This window comes from Polaribacter butkevichii (assembly GCF_038024105.1).
Lineage (GTDB): Bacteria > Bacteroidota > Bacteroidia > Flavobacteriales > Flavobacteriaceae > Polaribacter > Polaribacter butkevichii.
The window spans coordinates 145,018-163,958 of sequence record NZ_CP150661.1; the positions used below are offsets into that span (position 1 = coordinate 145,018).

12 protein-coding genes are annotated in these 18,941 nt (G+C 29.2%); 4 read left to right on the plus strand and 8 right to left on the minus strand.

The window, feature by feature from the left end; all coding sequences use genetic code 11:
- Positions 1 to 112 precede the first annotated feature (112 nt).
- The 3 genes from WG951_RS00535 (at position 113) to manA (ending at position 2,987) form a co-directional block, all read left to right on the plus strand.
- Positions 113 to 1,267, plus strand: a complete 1,155-nt coding sequence (locus WG951_RS00535; RefSeq protein ID WP_105048267.1) for a response regulator — start codon at positions 113 to 115, stop codon at positions 1,265 to 1,267.
- Between the two features lie 73 nt (positions 1,268 to 1,340).
- A complete protein-coding gene (locus tag WG951_RS00540) occupies positions 1,341 to 1,751 on the plus strand; it encodes a hypothetical protein (RefSeq protein WP_105048268.1) in 411 nt (136 codons plus the stop codon).
- A gap of 6 nt (positions 1,752 to 1,757) precedes the next feature.
- Positions 1,758 to 2,987 (plus strand): mannose-6-phosphate isomerase, class I, encoded by a 1,230-nt coding sequence (gene manA, locus WG951_RS00545; protein ID WP_105048269.1) that lies wholly within the window; start codon positions 1,758 to 1,760, stop codon positions 2,985 to 2,987.
- 1 nt (position 2,988) lies between these two features.
- Here manA and WG951_RS00550 read toward each other — a convergent pair whose 3' ends face one another.
- From WG951_RS00550 to WG951_RS00585, 8 genes are all read right to left on the minus strand, one after another.
- A complete protein-coding gene (locus WG951_RS00550; RefSeq protein ID WP_105048270.1) occupies positions 2,989 to 3,348 on the minus strand; it encodes a hypothetical protein in 360 nt (119 codons plus the stop codon).
- A gap of 3 nt (positions 3,349 to 3,351) precedes the next feature.
- Positions 3,352 to 3,735, minus strand: a complete 384-nt coding sequence (locus WG951_RS00555) for a YchJ family protein (protein ID WP_105048271.1) — start codon at positions 3,733 to 3,735, stop codon at positions 3,352 to 3,354.
- A 237-nt stretch (positions 3,736 to 3,972) separates the two neighbouring features.
- Positions 3,973 to 6,390: a glycoside hydrolase family 2 protein gene (locus tag WG951_RS00560; protein WP_105048272.1), complete on the minus strand. Its 2,418-nt coding sequence runs from the start codon at positions 6,388 to 6,390 to the stop codon at positions 3,973 to 3,975.
- A 77-nt stretch (positions 6,391 to 6,467) separates the two neighbouring features.
- A complete protein-coding gene (locus WG951_RS00565; protein ID WP_245893475.1) occupies positions 6,468 to 7,640 on the minus strand; it encodes a glycoside hydrolase family 88 protein in 1,173 nt (390 codons plus the stop codon).
- A gap of 241 nt (positions 7,641 to 7,881) precedes the next feature.
- Complete coding sequence (locus tag WG951_RS00570; protein WP_105048274.1) at positions 7,882 to 9,414, minus strand: RagB/SusD family nutrient uptake outer membrane protein; 1,533 nt, start codon at positions 9,412 to 9,414, stop codon at positions 7,882 to 7,884.
- Positions 9,415 to 9,438: 24 nt separating this feature from the next.
- On the minus strand, positions 9,439 to 12,465 hold the full coding sequence (locus tag WG951_RS00575; RefSeq protein ID WP_105048275.1) for a SusC/RagA family TonB-linked outer membrane protein: 3,027 nt from the start codon (positions 12,463 to 12,465) through the stop codon (positions 9,439 to 9,441).
- Positions 12,466 to 12,702: 237 nt separating this feature from the next.
- On the minus strand, positions 12,703 to 16,773 hold the full coding sequence (locus WG951_RS00580) for a hybrid sensor histidine kinase/response regulator (protein WP_105048276.1): 4,071 nt from the start codon (positions 16,771 to 16,773) through the stop codon (positions 12,703 to 12,705).
- 52 nt (positions 16,774 to 16,825) lie between these two features.
- Entirely contained in the window at positions 16,826 to 17,911 is a 1,086-nt protein-coding gene (locus tag WG951_RS00585; protein WP_105048277.1) for a substrate-binding domain-containing protein, read from the minus strand.
- 194 nt (positions 17,912 to 18,105) lie between these two features.
- Here WG951_RS00585 and WG951_RS00590 point away from each other — a divergent pair, with 194 nt between their 5' ends.
- Positions 18,106 to 18,933, plus strand: a complete 828-nt coding sequence (locus tag WG951_RS00590) for an SDR family oxidoreductase (protein WP_105048278.1) — start codon at positions 18,106 to 18,108, stop codon at positions 18,931 to 18,933.
- The last annotated feature ends 8 nt before the right edge of the window (positions 18,934 to 18,941 follow it).

The window sequence follows — 18,941 nt, forward strand, 5'->3', positions numbered from 1 at the left end:
TCTAAAGTAAACTACCTTTCAACAGAGTTAACCTACCATTAATGACTAATTTAAAAAGAATAAAGTAAAACTAAAGTATTTTTGCCTTGTAATTAACAAATAAACCTCAAACATGAAAATATTAGCAATAGATGATCAGAAACTAGTCTTAATTCCGCTAGAAAGCAGATTAAAAGAAATGGGGTACGAAGTTCTAACAGAAACAGATGGTGTAAAGGGAATTGAACTTTATGATTCTTTTCAGCCAGATTTAGTTATTGTTGATATTAATATGCCTAGTATTTCTGGGTTAGATGTTGTAAAACATATTAGAGAAGTAAGAAAATCGAATACACCTATTATGATTTTATCTGGTAATACTGATGATGAAATGATTACGGAAGGTTTTGAGTTAGGGGTAAATGATTACATGAAAAAACCTTTGAGTTTAACAGAAGTTGGTTTAAGAACTAAAAGATTAATTGGCGCTCCAGAAAATATGGATCGTACAAAAAAATACTCAAATACCATTATTCAAGAAAGATGTGTTGGGGTTGTTATACCTTGTTATAATGAAGAAGAAAGGTTATTAAGTAAAGACTTTACAGATTATATAGATAAAAATTCGGGGTATCATTTGTGTTTTGTAAACGACGGCAGTACAGACAAAACTTTAGATGTTTTAAACAATCTTAAAAAAGGAAGAGAAGATTTTATTACCGTTTACGATTGTGAAAAAAATGGAGGTAAAGCAGAAGCTGTAAGACAAGGAATGCTCTATATGGCTAAACAAGAAGATTTAGATTTTATAGGTTTTTTAGATGCTGATTTATCTACAGATTTAGCCGATTTTAATGACTTGGTAACCACTATAGAAAATAACGAGAAGTATAAAATAGTAAGTGGTTCTAGAATTAGTAGAATGGGAGCCAATATTACCAAAGAATCTGCAAGAAAAATTATTAGTATGACGATTAATTTTATCATCAGAAAAATTCTTTCTATGGATTTTAAAGACACACAATGTGGTGCTAAAATTTTTCATAAAGATGTTATTGATGTTTCTTTTGGGGATAAATTTGTAACTCAATGGATTTTTGATGTTGAAATTTTTAGAAGAATCACCCTATATTATGGCTTAGATAAAGCAAAAGAAATGTTGTGTGAACAACCTTTAAAAAGATGGATTCATGCAGATGGATCTAAGCTATCTATGAAAGATTCTGTTAAAATTGTTGGGCAGTTAGGGCAGATTGCATGGCATTATAGAAAAAGTAAGAAAAAGTAGTTCATTAAAATAATATAGTTAAAAGGTTTGTACGATTTCATTAACGAGTGTCGAAACTATTAAACAAAGAGATATGAAGAAAGGAGTAATTGTAGTTTTCGAAAAAAACGATATTGATGTTTTAGAAAAATTTCCTTTAAAGTCATTTTTTAACAAACAACTTAAGATTTGCCTAGTTAATAATGGCAATGACAATAAAATACTAAAATTATTATTTAAATTAAAAGAATCTTCTAAATTTGACATTTCTATTTTAAACTTAAGAAAAGAAAAAGCATCAATGGCAGCAGTAAAAGCAGGGGTACGTTTTTTGTCTAAAACAGAAGACATTAACTTAATTGTACATACGCCACCGAAAAATATTTTTAACAAAAATCTGATGAAGAAAATGTTAAAAATATCTGATGATGATTTAGCGCTTAAAATAGATGAAAGAGTATTACTAAGAAAGGTATATGCTCTAGATGAATTAATAAATTGTTAAATAAAGATGGTTGAAAATTTAGGTAAAAGGGACAATAAGTTTTATAAGATAGTTGGACAAATACAGAATTATGATTGGGGAGGAAAAAGTTTTATTCCTAATTTAGTTTCTGAAAAAATTGAAGCAAATACAACGTATGCAGAATATTGGTTAGGAGCCCATTTAAAAGCACCATCAAAAGTAATTACAGCTAAAGGAAGTATTTCTTTAGATCAGTTTTTAAATGAAAACCCGATTGAAAATTTAGGAGCGGATGTTGTAAATAATTTTGGAAAATTACCCTATTTATTTAAGGTTTTAGATGTTGATAAGATGCTTTCTATACAAGTACATCCAAGTATTGCAGCTGCAAAAATTGGATATAAAAAAGAAAACGAATTAGGTATTCCATTAACAGCAAGTAATAGAAATTTTAAAGACGAAAATCATAAACCAGAAATAATGGTTGCTTTAACCGATTTTTGGTTGTTACATGGTTTTTTAGAACAAGAAAAATTAGTAAAAAATTTAAAAGAAACCGCAGAATTAAGTTTTTTATTAAATACTTTTTTAGAAGATGGTTATTTAGGTCTTTATAAAAAAGTGATGGAATATAGTCAAAAAGAAGTAAATACAATTCTTAGACCTTTGGTAAAACGTATTCTTCCTAAATTTATAAATAATGAGTTAGAAAAATCTTCTCCAGCTTATTGGGCAGCTAAATCATTAAACAATAAAGATTCTGAAGATATAGATAAAGGAATCTTTTCTATCTACTTTTTTAATATTTTAAATTTAAGTAGAGGTGAAGCAATTTTTCAGGATGCAGGTGTGCCTCATGCCTATTTAGAAGGTGTAAATATGGAGTTAATGGCAAATTCTGACAATGTGTTAAGAGCAGGATTAACCAGCAAACATATTGATGTTGAGGAGCTTATAAAAAATACAAAGTTTGAAGAAACGATTCCTAATATTTTAAACGGAGTTGAAAATAATGCAAATGGAGAAGTTGTTTTTAAAACCATTGCAAAAGATTTTGAATTGAGTAAAATTGAATTAAAAGAAGCAATAACGCATACTTCAACTTCTAATTCTGTAGAAATATTAATGGCTTTAAACGGAGCTGCTACACTTTTACAAGGTGATGAATCTATTGCTATAGAAAAAGGACAAGCAATACTTATTAAACCAAATACTTCTTATAAAGTTGAAACAAACTCTCAAGTAGAAATATACAGGGCAAGTGTGCCTAAATAAATTAATTTAAAACTGTTTTAGAGTTTTTTACTCTAAAACAGTTTTCCATTCCCAAAAACTTGGGGTCTCCAAGTTCTTCAGACCAAAAACCTTCTAGAATATCTTTATTTAAGCATTTGTAAACGACAGTGCCTTTAAATATTTTATCATTATAACCTTTATAATTAAAGTTGATAACTAGAATATTATCCTTAAAAAATCCTGTTCCAGATTGTTCTTGAGTATCATCAATCAACCATTTAGCAATAATTCTATGATTAGTATCTAAAGACAAATTAAGTGTTCCTTTATAAGAGTTTTTTTCATCATCTTGATTGCTTCCAATAATAGAAAATGTACCTACTAAATCTTCAACTGTCATTTTTTATAAATATTTGACTTCATTTTTTGCATCTAAATATACCCAATATCCATTTTCTTTACAAAAAGTAGAATTTTCTTGTATACTTTCTAAATTTCCGTTTTCTAAAAAGAAAGCATTAAAACGAACGGTGCTTTCTGTGGAGTTTATTATTTCTAATTTAACCCATTTTACAGATTTTGTCCATTTTTCTAATTCCTTGTATTCTTTTTCAGAAAGTCTTGTGGTACTATGATGACTTTTGTGTAAATATTTTATATCAGCTAAAACAAAAGCACTGTATCTAGAGCGCATTAATTGTTCTGCAGATGTAACACTCTCTATGTTATTATGTGCTTTTTGGCAACAATCTTTATAAAGTTTTACAGGATTACAAGGGCAATTCATTTGTTTTTATAATCTTTAATTAGAACCCCTTTTTTTATTAATTAATAAAGGTTTTTCTGTTTTAAGCAAAAATACTTTTATTTATACATTTGTAAACCAAAATTGCTGTAGTATTTATATGAAGAGCTTAAATTTATACAGTTAATTGTCTGAATATTTTCTATCAAAAAAAAAAGAAACCCCACTATTTAATAATAAATTATGAGATTTCTTTTTCAAATTAATCAACTAAAATTTTTATTCAATGGTAAGATAGGTTCCTTTAAAATTTTGGTTTAAAACCATCATTTTTAATGGTTTATTTTGTGTGTTCCTTTTAACTTCAATAGAAGCTTTACCGTTTGCCATTTGTATAGATTCACTTCCTGTTGGTGTTCCTAAACTCTTCATAGTTTGGCCACCAGATAAACATTGAAAATAGACTCTGTCTTCATAATCTAAACAACGTAATCCTTTAGAATCGTGGGCAATGGAAGTAACTAAATAGTTGCCGTTTTCTAAAGTTGTGTAAGATAGTTTTAACCCTTTTGCTTTTCCGTTTTTTGTATATCTATAGTTAACAATTAATTTGTCTGATACTATTTTTCCGTCTGTAGTTTTACCTTTAGAAACCAATGTGTTTTCACCTTCTTTAAATTGCAAACTCCAATTTAAACCAGCAGCCGGAAATTGTTTTGTATTTCTTGTTTTTGTACCTAAACTTTTTCCGTTTAAAGATAATTCTACCTCTGTACAGTTACTGTAAACACTAATGTCTCTTGCCAAACCTTTTGGTCCCTGACGCTCTGTCCAGGTATGAGATTCAATATACGTAAATGGATCTTTACTCCAGTAACTTTTAAATACATAAAAGGCATCTTTTTTATTGCCAGCTCTATCTACCAAACCTTTCTGATTCATGTAAGGAATAGCATTTTCGGGTCTTAATGGTGTACCAAAATCTTTAAAAGCCCATTGAATATTCCCAACAAAAGTGCTATCATTTTCAGAGATTCTTAAATGCCAATCAAACAAATCTACAATGTAGTTTTCACTCCAATCTCCAATTTGCGCAATATTAGCAACATCTGTTTGTACAATTGCTTCTTCCCAACCATCTGCTTGAATCTTTCCTTCTCCCGTAATTGGATTTTCTGTATGACGACCTAAATGACTAGAACCACCATATTCTGCATGTAAGAAAGATTTGTATTCTTTTTTATATTGATCGATGGCTTTTTGATAACTTTTATAACTTCCAGAATACCAACCAGACCAAATAGAAGGGGAGAAGACGTCTACAATATCTGCACCTTCATAATACTTTCTAATAGCAGTTTTTCTAGTTGGGTCTAATTTATGTGATAAATCGTTTATTTCTGATAAAAATGAATTCATTTCTTTTATATCTCCTCCATTTTCAAAATCTGGCAACCAATACATCTCGTTTCCTAAAGACCAAATAATAACACTTGGTCTATTGTAGTTTTGGTTGATAATTTCTGTTAACATGTTTTTGGTGTTTTTTTTCCAATTGTCATTACCAACACCGCCTCTGCACCAAGGTAACTCATCCCAGACTAATAAACCTAACTCGTCACAAGCTTTATAAACTTCTGGGTCTTGTGGGTAGTGTGCCAAACGTACAAAGTTAGTTCCCATTTCTTTAATGAGTTCCATATCTGCTCTATGTTGCTCGTTGCTCATTGCTGCACCAACACCAGCATGTTCTTCATGTCTGTGAGTTCCTCTTAAAAGTAAGCGTTTTCCGTTTAAAAAAAATGCGCCATATTCTTTAAATTCAAACCATCTAAAACCAACTTTATCTGAGATTTTATCTGTAGTTATTTCATTTTTATCAACTAAAGAAACTTCAATTGTGTATAAGTTAGGGTTTTCTGTATCCCATAATTTAGGGTTTTCAATATTTTTAAAATTGATTTTTGCTGAATTATCTGCAACCGAAAACTCTTTCTCTGTAACTGTTTTTCCATCAGCATCTATTAAAGAAGCTTTTATTTTAGAAGTATCATTAGCGTTTACAACATCTACGGTTCCTTCTAAATTTGCTTTTTTATTAGAAACATTTGGAGTTGTATATTTTAAATTTGCTAAATGTGTTTTTGGTTTTGTTTGCAGCCAAACGTCTCTTGTAATTCCTCCAAAGATAAAGAAATCACTTTTTTGTGATGGAATAATTTCTGGGTCATAACTATTATCAGCTCTAACTATAATTTCATTTTCACCATTTTTTAGTGCATTAGATATATCAAAAGTAAAACCAATATAACCACCAATATGGGTGCCTATCTTATTTCCATTTACATATATTTTAGAGGTTATATTTACACCTTCAAAATACAATTCATAGATTGTGTTGGGGGTAAGAGAAATATCAATCGTTTTTTTATACCAACTGCCACTTCTTCTATAACCAGGCTCTAAATCTGTTGCATCTAGACTATTCCAAGAATGAGGTAAATTTATATTTTTCCAATTATTAGTATTTAAAGCTTCAGAAATGTTTTCGGTATCATTTTCTAAATACATCCAATTTAGGTTAATATTGGTTTTTGTTCTCGTTATGGTTTTATTTGTAACATCTTTAGAAGTACATGAAAATAGGATAAGAGTACCTATAATTAATAAGTGATAGGGAGTTGTTTTAAAAGTCATCTTTAATGGGAAATTAAAATCAAAATTAGTTTAACATTTTGTTGCTATTATCCTGTGATATCCTGCGTTATTATTTACTATTTTAATAGCTTAAGTCTTAATTTAGTTTCTAGAAAATAATAATCGCCATATACAATTGGCGCATCCATTTCTGATCTTTTAGACCAATCTCCAGAACTGTGATCTAAAATAAAAGGTATGTCTAGAGTTTCAGGTAAAATGTATTTTTCTGTTTGTACATTATTCATGAATTTTTTACTGTAATTAAGGTATGTTTCGTTTTTTGTATATTCATAAAGTTCTACCAATGCTGAGGCTACAATTGCTCCTGCGGATACATCTCTAGGTTCGTTAGGGATGTTTGGAGCATCAAAATCCCAATACGGAATACCATCTTCAGGTAAATTTTTATGGTTTAAGAAAAAATTAGCTGTTGCTTTTGCTTGCTCTAAATATTTTTTATCTTTTGTGTATCTATAAACCATTGTAAACCCATAAATGGCCCACCCCTGACCACGAGCCCAAGAAGAGTTGTTGCTATAACCTTGATGTGTTACTTTCATTCTAATAGCTCCATTTTCTGGATTGTAGTCTAATACATGAAAACAACTATTGTCTTCTCTAAAGTGATTTTTTAATGTGGTATTTGCATGTGTTACTGCAATTTTATAAAAAGTACTGTCATTAGAAATCTTAGAAGCTTCAAACAGTAATTCTAAATTCATCATGTTATCTATAATAACAGGAAAATTCCATTTATCTTTATTAAAATCCCAAGAACGAATACTTCCAACAGTGTTATTAAATCTAGAGCTAAGTGTTTGTGCACTTTTAACAATAATATCTTTATATTTTTGATTGTTATTATGTTTTAATGCTTGTCCAAAGCTATTATAAACTTTAAAACCCATGTCGTGAGTTTTATCATTGTACTTTTCTTTTTCTATAAAAGCAGTCCATTTTTGTGCTAATTCTTTGTCTTTTGGGTTTCCTGTAATCTGATAAATCTGCCAGATATTTCCTGCAAAAAAACCGCTAGTCCAATCTTTAGAAGGTACTTTTTTTATTTTTTTTTCTTTCGGATTATAACTTCTAGGAAATGCTAAAGAATCTAAGTTATATTCTAAAAGTTTACTGTATCTTTTTTTTAGTTTTTGTTGATAATTATAGTTTTCTTTTTTTTCTGTTTTACAAGAAACTAAAAAACTTAATGCTATAAATAAGAGTTTAAAATGGTGTTTTTTCATCATAAAATTTAAAATGTAAAGAAAATGTGTTATTCGGTTTAAAGGTATTTTAAATCTAATATATAGAAATTCTAAAAAGGATGTAAAATTGTGCAATCACTTTATTATGAGTGTTTTATTTGTGTTTTTCTATTTTTTATTAGCTTTAAAAACGATTTAATTTTTAATTAAATCTAAAATTGGGTTTAGAACTTGTTTGTAAAGTTGTAAACCCAATTAAAAAAATATGAATCAATTATATATTTTAGTATCCAGGATTGTTTGGCATTAGGTTTGTATTTCTTGCTAACTCATCTGCCGGTAATGGATATAAATAATCTCTATTAACATCAAAGTTAGGTCTGTATTCTAACCCACTTGTACCAAATACATCACCATTTTCTGGGTTTGCCATTTTTCTTCTAGTAATGTCATACCATCTTTTACACTCGAAAGCAAGTTCCCATTTACGTTCTTCTAGAACCATGGTTCTAAAATCATCTTGGTTTAAACCAGAAACATTTTCTGGAAAAGTAGCACCGTTTCTGGCTCTTGCTCTAACTCTATTTACGTAACCATGTGCTTCTGCAGAACCAGGAGAAATTTCATTTAATGCTTCGGCAGCAATTAATAATACTTCTGCATATCTCATCATTATATAATTATTGTTAGAAGCTCTACCGTTACCTGTTGCAGAGGTTCCGTTAAAACGAGTATATTTTGCAATATGCGGTCTGTTAACACCTCTACCACTTCCTCCGTTTTCTTTAAAAACAGTATATGGTTTTACAGCACCATTAAAAACGGCAGTATTATCAAAACTTACAGCTTTTCTGTAATCTCTATCATCCCAAGTATTGTAAACAGCAAGAGTAGGTACGGCTACAGACCAACCACCACCAGATACATTAGGGTATTGTTCGTCATCTCTAAGACCTGTTAAAGCGGCTTGGTAATCTCTACCATCATCTCCGTCACTAGCACCAATAAAATCTAAAACAAATATTGGCTCATTAGAAGCATCTACTTTAGAAGAATTAAATAAATCTTGAAAGTCTGCTTCTAAACCTAAATTATAAACACCTTCATTATCTATAACACCTTTAGCTTCTTTATAAGCATTATCATAATCTCCAATTGTTAAATACACCAAGGCTAAATAAGAATGAGCTGCAGATTTTGCAGGTAAAGATCTACCTGCTTGCGTATTTGGTAACCATTTTTTTGCAAATTGTAAATCTGCAATAATGTTTTTATACACATCAGCGGCAGCTGTTTTACTAAGAGAACTTGTGGTTGTTAAGTCTGTTACTGGTTTGTCTATATAAGGAATATCTCCAAATTGTCTTACTAAATGAAAGTAGGCAAAAGCTCTTGTAAAATAAGCTTGTGCTGTAACTGGGTTTTTTACGTTTTCATCTACATTTACATCTTCTGCACCTGCAATTGCTTGATTAGAAGCTGCAATAATTTGATAAACTCTAAGCCAATAGCCTTCAACCATACCATTGTCGGCAGCAACAGTAAATTCATCATGTTCAACTCTTCTAGATGATGTTGTTAGATCTCCAATAGCTACCATATCGCTTCGTAACATTAAAGGTAAAGACATTTTTCTTCCCCAAAATTTTTCATGGGTCATATGTCCATAAGCAGCATTTACAGCCGTTTGTATGTCTTTTGGAGTATTAAAAAAACCATCTGGAGCTAATAAGCCTATAGGTTCTTCTTCTAAATTAGAACATCCAACTATTGATAAACTCATCAATAATAAGAATATATATTTATATGTTTTCATATTTATACGTTTTTAAATTATGGATTAAAATTTTATATTAAGACTAAAGTTAACAGATTGTACTGTTGGATAATTACCAAAATCAAAGCCATTAAAAGTATTACTATCAGAACTATTTCCTCCTCCAGCACCAAAGTAGCTTACCTCTGGATCTAACCCTGAGTAATTAGTAAAAGTCAATAAATTTTGTCCGCTAATAGCTAACCTTACATTATCCATCCCTAATTTTTCTGTTACACTTGATGGTAAATTATAACCCAATGCTATATTTTTTAATCTAATATAGCTACCGTCTTCTACAAAACGAGATGAAATTTGTTTTCCTCTAAGTTTAGCAGAAGGTACATTTGTATCTGTGTTTGTTGGTGTCCAAGCATTATTAAACAAATCTCTAGTTGTATTAGAATCTCCATTAGCTAACTGTACATTCGTTAGATTCATAATGTCTCCACCATAAGATCCTTGAAAAAAGATATTTAAATCAAAGTTTTTATAGGTAAAATTATTTGTAATACCCATGGTCCAATCTGGGTTAGGGTCTCCTATTATTTTTTGATCTGCAGTAGTTATTTCGCCACTACCATCAACATCTGTAAATAATTGATCTCCTGCTGTTGCTCCTGCTAAAATTGCAGTTCCTGCAGGTAAATTACCTCCTTGGTAAACTCCTTGGTATTCATACCCCCAAAAAACACCCACAGCTTCATCTTCTCTTAAAACATGTGTACGTGGTATGTTAAAATAACCAGGAGAGGCATCTTGAAATATATCTTGACCATTTAATAATGTAACAAATTTATTTTTATTGGTAGACCAGTTAAAGTCTGTTGTCCAAGTAAAATTGTCGTTACTTATATTTCTTGTATTTAAAGTAATTTCAAAACCTTTGTTATTTACCTCACCAACATTTCTTAAACTAGCCGGAGTTAGAAAACCTAAATATTGTGGTTGACTAGAATCTTGTATAATAAGATCTTTAGTATTTATATTATAATAATCTAAGGAAAGAGAAACTTTACTATTGTACATACTTAAATCTAAACCAACATTTGTTTGGTAAGAAGATTCCCATTTTAAATTAGGATTAGCAACTTGGTTTGGGGTAACATTAATTACTGTTGATCCATTTATAGGAGTATATACAGAACCAAAACTAGATAATGATTGATAAGGAGCAATAGATTGATTACCAGTAACACCGTAACTTGCTCTTAACTTTAAATTAGAAATCGTTTTGCTTTCTTTTAAGAAGTTTTCATTAGAAATTTTCCAACCTAAAGCACCAGAAGGGAAAATGGCATATTTTTCATTGGCAGCAAAATTAGAGGCACCATCTCTTCTTACAGTAGCTGTTATTAAATATTTATCATTATAATCGTAGTTTACCCTACCAAATTGAGATTGAATTTCTGATTCTGATAAAGATGATGTTGGAATTAATTGTGTTGCTCCAGACCCTAAATTATAATAAGAGAAAGAATCAGATGTAAACCCTTCTGCTCCTGCAGAAAAACGATCTGTAGATGTTTTTTGATAAGAATAACCTGCTAATAAAGTTAAGTTACCTTTACCTATTTCTGTATTATAAGTTAAGTAATTTTCACTTAATACGGTGGTTCTTTTATAGTTTGTAATTGTAGCTCTACCACCTGTACTACCACCAGCAGTAGTAATTAATGTAGAGGGTCTAAAAACACCTTCTGTACCGTTAGCAGTACTTAAACCAAAAGTAGTTTTAAAAGCAAGGTTTTCTAAAATATCATAATTAGCATACATGTTGGCTCTAAAATTATCTGTTTTTGTTTCATTAATCCCTTCTGTTGCAATTGCGTATGGATTATCTACGTTATCACCTATAGAATTAACAGTATTTTGGCCGTTTGCATCTAAGATACCTAAATCAGGAGAAAAACGAAAGCTTAAAGACACAACATCATCTCCACCACCATTAGCAGTTTCACCTGTAGATTGTGTAGGCACTCCGTTTTTATCGCCTCTACTGCCAAAAAGATTTAACCCTAATTTTAATTTATCAGTTACTTGTGCATCAATATTTGATAAGAAAGATACTTTTTCAAATTGAGAGTTTATAATAACACCTTCTTGTTTAAAATAAGTAGCAGAAGCATAAAAGTTAATGTTTTCACTTCCACCAGAAAAAGAAAATTGATGGTTTTGTGTAGTACCTGCTCTATATAATAAATCTTGCCAATTTGTATTAGCAGTTCCTTTTGTGTACCCTGGGTTTATTGCTGTTTGATAAGCTCCAAATTCAGTTGCATTTAATAAATCTAACTCATTTGCGGTGTTTTGTACAGAGTAATTAGTATTAAATTCTACAGATATTTTACCAGTTCTACCTTTTTTGGTAGTTACCATTACAACCCCATTAGAACCTCTAGAACCATAGATGGCAGTTGCAGAGGCATCTTTTAAAACTTCCATAGACTCAATGTCGTTTGGTTGTGGCATTGTTGCGCCTACAAAACCATCTACAACAATTAGAGGAGAACTACTTGCGTTAATAGAAGTGTTTCCTCTAATTTTTATATTGATTGGCGCTCCAGGCTCACCCCCATTGTTAGATTGTACAACCACACCAGCAGCTCTACCTTGTAAAGCTTGTGCTGCATTTAAAACAGGAAAAGCGTTTAATTCTTCTGATTTTACAGAAGATACAGACCCTGTTATGTCACTTTTTTTACGAGAACCATAACCTACTACTACAATTTCATCTAGTGCATTTGAATTTTCTACTAAAGCAATATTAATAGTTGTTTTTCCATTAACCATTACTTCTTGTTTTTCATAACCTAAATAGCTAAAAATTAATATATCATCAGCTTTTTTTGTTGTAATAGTATAAAATCCATCAAAATCTGTGACAGTACCAATTGTTGTTCCTTTTACTTGAATTGTTACTTCTGGAATAAGGCTCCCTGTGACCTTATCTGTTACTGTACCCGTTACTTTTTGTTGAGACATTACGACCAATGGCACAAAAAGTAAGAAGAAAAGCGAAAGCTTTTTAATTGAATTTTTTTTTGACATAAAATTAGATATTAATTGATTAAAAAAATAGTAAACCATAATGGTTTACAGTATTAAAATTAAAGAGAAATGCACTTAAAAAAAATACTATGTATATGAATAGTACTTTAATTAAAAGGTTATTTCCTTTTTTTATAAAATTAATTTAAACTCCTGAAATAGAAATACAGAATAGGTAGTAAAAACGTACAAACCTTTATATATAGAGGCGTATTAAAGTAAAAAATATATTGCTAACTAGTAGTTAGAAAATTTATTTGAATATTGAGTAGGGGTTTCTCCAAATTTTTTAACAAAGCATTTGCTAAAATATTTAGGATTTTTAAAGCCAACTTTACAACTAATTTCAGAAACATTAATTTTACCCTGTTCTAGTAATTGTGTGGCACGTTTCATTCTAAAATGTTGAATAAAATCATTTGGGGTAAAGTTAGTCCATGCTTTAATTTTTATAAAAAGCATCGTTCTACTAACACCTAATTCCGAACAAAAATAAGGAATATCAAATTCTTCATTAGAAATATTGGCTTCTACAATTTTTAAGGCTTTTTTATATAATTTTTCGTCTAAAGAAGAAATTACAAGTTCATTTTGAAATAGTGCCTCACTACTAGAAAATTTTTCTTTTAGTCGATTAGTTGTATTTAATAAATTTTTAATTTTTATTTTAAATTCATCAACATTAAAAGGTTTACTGATGTAAGAATCTGCACCACTTTCTAAACCTTCTAATTTATAAATTAAGGAAGACCTAGAGGTTAGAAGAATAATAGGAATATGGCTTGTTTTTATGTTGCTTTTAATTTCAGAACAAAGTTCTGTACCTACCATTACAGGCATTATTACATCACTTACAATAAGATTTGGTACATTTTTTATAGCAATATTTAATGCAATTTCTCCATTTTCTGCTTCTAAAATATTGTAATTTTCTTTTAGCAAATCTTTCATAAATTTACGCAAAGGCTTGTTATCTTCTACGAGTAGAATAGTGTCTTTGTTTGGGTCGGTTATTTTATCAGATAAATTATCTTCTAAAATAACAACGGGTTCATTTAGTTGTGTAATGTATTGAGAAACATCATCGCTAAATTTAAAGTTTTGTATAATTTCATCTTCATTTAAATGATGTTTTCCTAAAGGTATAATTACACTAAAAATAGAACCTTTATCATTTTTATTATTTTTAACCTCTAGGTTTCCTTTATGAAGGGTTACAATATTTTTTGCAATAGATAAACCAATTCCAGTTCCTTTATTGTAATCTTTTTCTGGATTATTGTTTGCGGTAACTTCAAAAAAACGATCAAATATTTTTTGTTTATTTTCTTCGGATATTCCAACACCTGTATCTTCTACAGATATAATAACGGTATTGTTTTCTTTTTTTACATGTATCTGTATTGATCCATTTTGTGGGGTGTATCTAAATGCGTTAGAAATTAAGTTATAAAAAACACGTTCTAATTTATAGCGATCATAATAAACTAATATGTTGTCATCTGTAGTGTGAAAGTTAAAATCGTAATTTCCATTTTTAGCGTATTCAGAGAATGATAAAAAGATTTCTTTTAAGAATTTTACAATATTACCTTCTGCGGCTTCTAATTTAAAAAGATTTTTTTCGAGCTTTCTAAAATCCATTAATCGGTTAATTAATTGTAGTAAATGTTTTGCACTATTTTCTACAACCAATAACTTTTTATACATTTTACTATTGCCTTTGTAGTTTGTTAGTATTTGTTGTAAAGGGCCTAGTATTAAGGTAAGGGGAGTTCTAAACTCATGAGAAATATTTGTAAAGAATTCTAGTTTAGCTCTATTATTCTCTTCAATTTTTGTGTTTTCTAAAAGTTCTAAATCTAATTTATATTTTAATTGTGTTTTAGATTTTTGTATTTGAATTAAAAAATAAAGTGCCGTGGCAATAATGCATCCATATAACAAAAAAGCCCACCAACTTCTCCAAGGTGCAGGACTAACATTTATATTTAGTATGGTGGGTTTTGTGTTCCAAAAGCCATCATTATTGGCTCCTTTTACTTCAAAAATATAATTTCCAGGATTTTGTAGTGTATAAGATGCTGAATTATCTGAGGTAAATATCCACTCTTTTTCTAATCCCTTTAAGCGATATTGGTAGGTGTTATTTTTTGCATTAATAAAGTTAGGAATTGAAAAGTAAATAGAAAAGTTTCCTTCTTCATAAGACAAAGAAATATGCTCTGTATAACCAATTGTGTTTTTTAAAATGTTAGAAGCATCTTTAACTTTTACAGATTTATTTTTTATTTTAAAATCTGTTATTAAAACTTGTGGAATATAGTTGTTTGTTTTAAGGTTATCTGTGTTAAAAGAAGTTGCCCCATTTGGTCCGCCAAAATAGAATTGAGAAGGTTTAATTTTTAGGCTTGAGTTGTCATTAAATTCATTACTTATTAATCCGTCTTTTTGATTGTATGTTGTTGATTTTTTTGTGTCTATATTGTATTTAATTATTCCTTCGTTAGTACTAATCCAAAGATTTTTTTCTTCGTCTTCTAAAATACTATGAACATTAGAGATATTGTTTTTTTTACCATGAATGGCAATCTTTTTAAAAATACTACCTTCTAGTTTAAACAAGCCTTTTGCCTTTGTGCCTACCCAAATTGTTTTGTTTTTGTCTTCAAAAACGGTAGAAATGTCATCGCCAGATTGCGTATTATTATCATAAAAATATCTTTGAATTTTATGATTATTTGTAATTTTATTTAATCCTCTTTGTGTACAAACCCAAACGTTATTTTTAGAGTCTATGGTTAAAGATCTTACTAAATTATTTGTTAAAGAATCATCATCAGAAAAAATGTTTTTAAATATTTTATAGCTTTTTAATTTTGTATTATACTTAACAACACCAAAACCAAATACACCAAACCAAAGCGTTTTTTCTGAATCTTTTTTTATGGAATACACATTTTTATCTTGTAATAAATCTATAATTACTTTTGTGCTTTCATCATTTTTTATATTTTTTTTGTCTAAATCGTAAATGGCAATGCCATTACTAAAGGTACCAATCCATAGTAAGTTTTTATCAACAAAAAGAGATTTTATGTTTTTATTAGGTAAAATAGAATTGTTGTTTTGGTCTAAATATTTTAAATTATTTGTTTTTGTATTAAAAATATTTACTCCTTTTCCTTCGGTTCCAAAAAATAATAAATTATTATAGGTTTCAATAGAACTAATAACATTGTAGTTAATTTTTTTTAAGTTATTGTTCTCAGAAAAATTAATAAAATTACTGTTTTCTTCATCCCAAATATTTACACCTCCGTAATAGGTGCCCACCCAAATAGATCCTTTTTTGTCTTTTAGTATAGATTTAATACTATTTTTACTTAAGCTTTTAGAATTGTTTGTATTGTTTTTTAAGGTTTGTATTTTTTTGTTTTTATCAAGAATGTATAAACCGTTGTAAGTACCTATCCAAAGTTGATTTTTGCGATCAAAAATAAGTTGTCTAACATCATTAAATACTTTTTTTTGATTGCTCTCTGATAAAAAGTTTTTTACATCTTTTTTAATAGGATTAAAAAATAAAACGCCTTTGTTTTTGGTGGCAATTAAAATGGTTTTATCTACATTTTCTATTAATTGTTGAATATGAATATCTGTGTAATTCTTAAAAGTAAAAGCCTCTTTTATTCTATTAGTTACTATGCTTAATCCTTTATTTGTGCCAATGTAAATGGTGTTTTCTTTAGTTTCTAATATTGATGAAACGAAATTACTTGCTAAACTTTGGTTATTTGCATTGTTATGATAGAGATTTACAAAATAGTCTGTTTTTTTATTGTAGATAGATAGTCCGTTAGAGGTTGCTATCCAGATTTCACCGTTAGACATTTCTTTAATATCCCAAATAGTATTGTTGCTTAAAGAGTTTGTTTTATTGTTATGTAAATAGTTGGTAAAAGTATTTTTTTTTGGGTCGTATTTATTTAAACCATTGTAAGTACCAATCCAAATAAAGCCATCTTTATCTTCTACTATCGATGATACATCGTTGTTACTTATAGAGTTTTTGTCTCCAGGGATATTTCTATAAATGGTAAAAGTATTACCATCATATTTATTTAAACCATCTCTTGTGCCAAACCACATTTGTCCCAATTTATCTTGATGAATTGCAATCACAGAACTTTGCGAGAGCCCATCTGAAGTAGATATATGGTTAAATTGAATTTCTTCTGATTGAGAATAACTAAAAAAGCAATTTATCGTAAAAGAGAAAACAAATAATAGATGTTTAATATTCATAAATTAGACTTGTAGTTTTAAGATAAAAGGTTAAGTATGAATAATATGCTTTTTATGAAGATTTTTGTAAATCACTTTCATGAATAAAATCATTTTGCATATTATATTTTACATTTTCTTTAATAAGAATATCTATTGGAAGATGAATTTTAGCATTTGGTATTTTATTATAAATTAAGTAATCAGAAAATAATCTGATAGCTTCATAACCTTGATCAAAAGGTTTTTGAGAGATTAAAAAAGACACGTGGTCGTTTAATAAGCACTCGGTGTTTTGTGGTGTATTGTCAAAACCAATTAAATCTATGTTTTTTAAATGGCTCTTTTCTAGACATTCAACTACAATATAAATTCTACTCGATGGTACAAAAATTCCTTTAATTTCTGTATGAATTTTTAAGTAGTTGTTTATTATTTCTTTTGTTTCTAGAGTATTATTTAAATTTTCAATTTTTAAAGTTTGAGTTTTAGAATTAATTTTATTTTTTAAAAAATAGTCATTAAAACCTTTAATTCTATTAGAAACAGCATTGTTTTTGGTAATATTATATCTAGATTGAATAATTAAAAACTCTGAGGGTTTTGGAGTGTTAAAATGCATTAATTTACCAGCAATATAACCTGCGGTATAAGAATCTTGACCAACATAAGCGATGTTGTTAAAACCTTTAATATCAATATTTAAAAATAAGTAAGGAATGTTTAACGTTTCTAATTGAGTAACAATTGTATGCGTTTCTTTTGAAAAATTAGGAACCATTATAACCGCTGTTGGGTTTGTGGCTAATAAAGTTCTAAAAGTATTAAAATAAGAAAGAGGATCGTATTGATTAAATGTAAAAATATTAATTTGTACCCCATAACTCTTAACATCGTCAGCAGCTTTTAAGATGCCCAAGTAGGGTGATTTCCAAAAAAGGTCATCCTCTTTATACTCAGGAATAAGAACTGATATTTGGTGTTTGTTTTTCATTGCAAGAGCACTAGCAACAGGGTTTACACTAAAATTATGATGATCTAGTATTTTTCTGATTCTAGTTTCTGTTTTTTTAGAAACACCACCTCTGTTGTGTATCACTCTATCTACAGTACCTTCAGAAACGTTGGCTTCTTTTGCAATATCTTTTATTGTAATCATTTTTAAAGTGGTAATCTCTAGTGTTTTATGTTGGTTTTTGTGAAAAAAAACTGGATAAGGTCTTCTTCTTAATTTTAGGCAATTTAGGTAAAAAAATAATAATTTAGTGTACGCACACGATTTTTTTTTGTTACATTTGTGTACGCACACGAAAACACACAATTAATAATTTTAATAAATTAAGAAGTTTAATAATGAATAAAACAATTGTATTAACTGGAGCTGGAGGAGTTTTATGCAGCACATTGGCATTGGCACTTGCAAAGCAAGGAAATAATGTTGCTGTTTTAGATTTAAGAAAAGATGCTGCAGATAAAGTAGCTAAAGAAATTAATAGTGCAGGAGGAAAAGCAATAGGTGTTGCCGCTAATGTTTTAGAAAAAGATTCTTTAATAGAGGCTAAAAAAGTGGTAAATGAAGCTTTTGGTAAAGTAGATATTTTGGTTAATGGAGCAGGAGGTAACCATCCTTTAGGGACTACTTCAAATCCGTTTTTAGAATTAGAAGATTTAGCAAATAAAACAGAAGGTTTTAAAACTTTTTTCGATTTAGATCCAAAAGGAATCGAGTTTACATTTAACTTAAACTTTTTAGGAACTTTAATTCCAACTCAGGTTTTTGCAACAGATATGGTTGGTAGAGAAGGGTGTTCTGTTTTAAATATTTCTTCTATGAATGCATTTACTCCATTAACAAAAATACCAGCTTATAGTGGGGCAAAAGCAGCCGTTTCTAATTTTACACAATGGTTGGCAGTTCATTTTTCTAAAGTAGGTATTCGTGTAAACGCATTGGCTCCTGGTTTTTTCTTAACAGATCAAAACAGAAGTTTGTTAACAGAAACAGACGGAAGCTTAACACAAAGAGGGCAACAAATTATAGATCAAACACCAATGAGCCGTTATGGAGAACCAGAAGATTTAGTAGGTACTACATTATGGTTGTGTGGTGAAGGTTCAAAATTTGTAACAGGTGTTGTAGTGCCAATTGATGGTGGGTTTGCAGCTTATAGCGGTGTTTAATAAAAAGT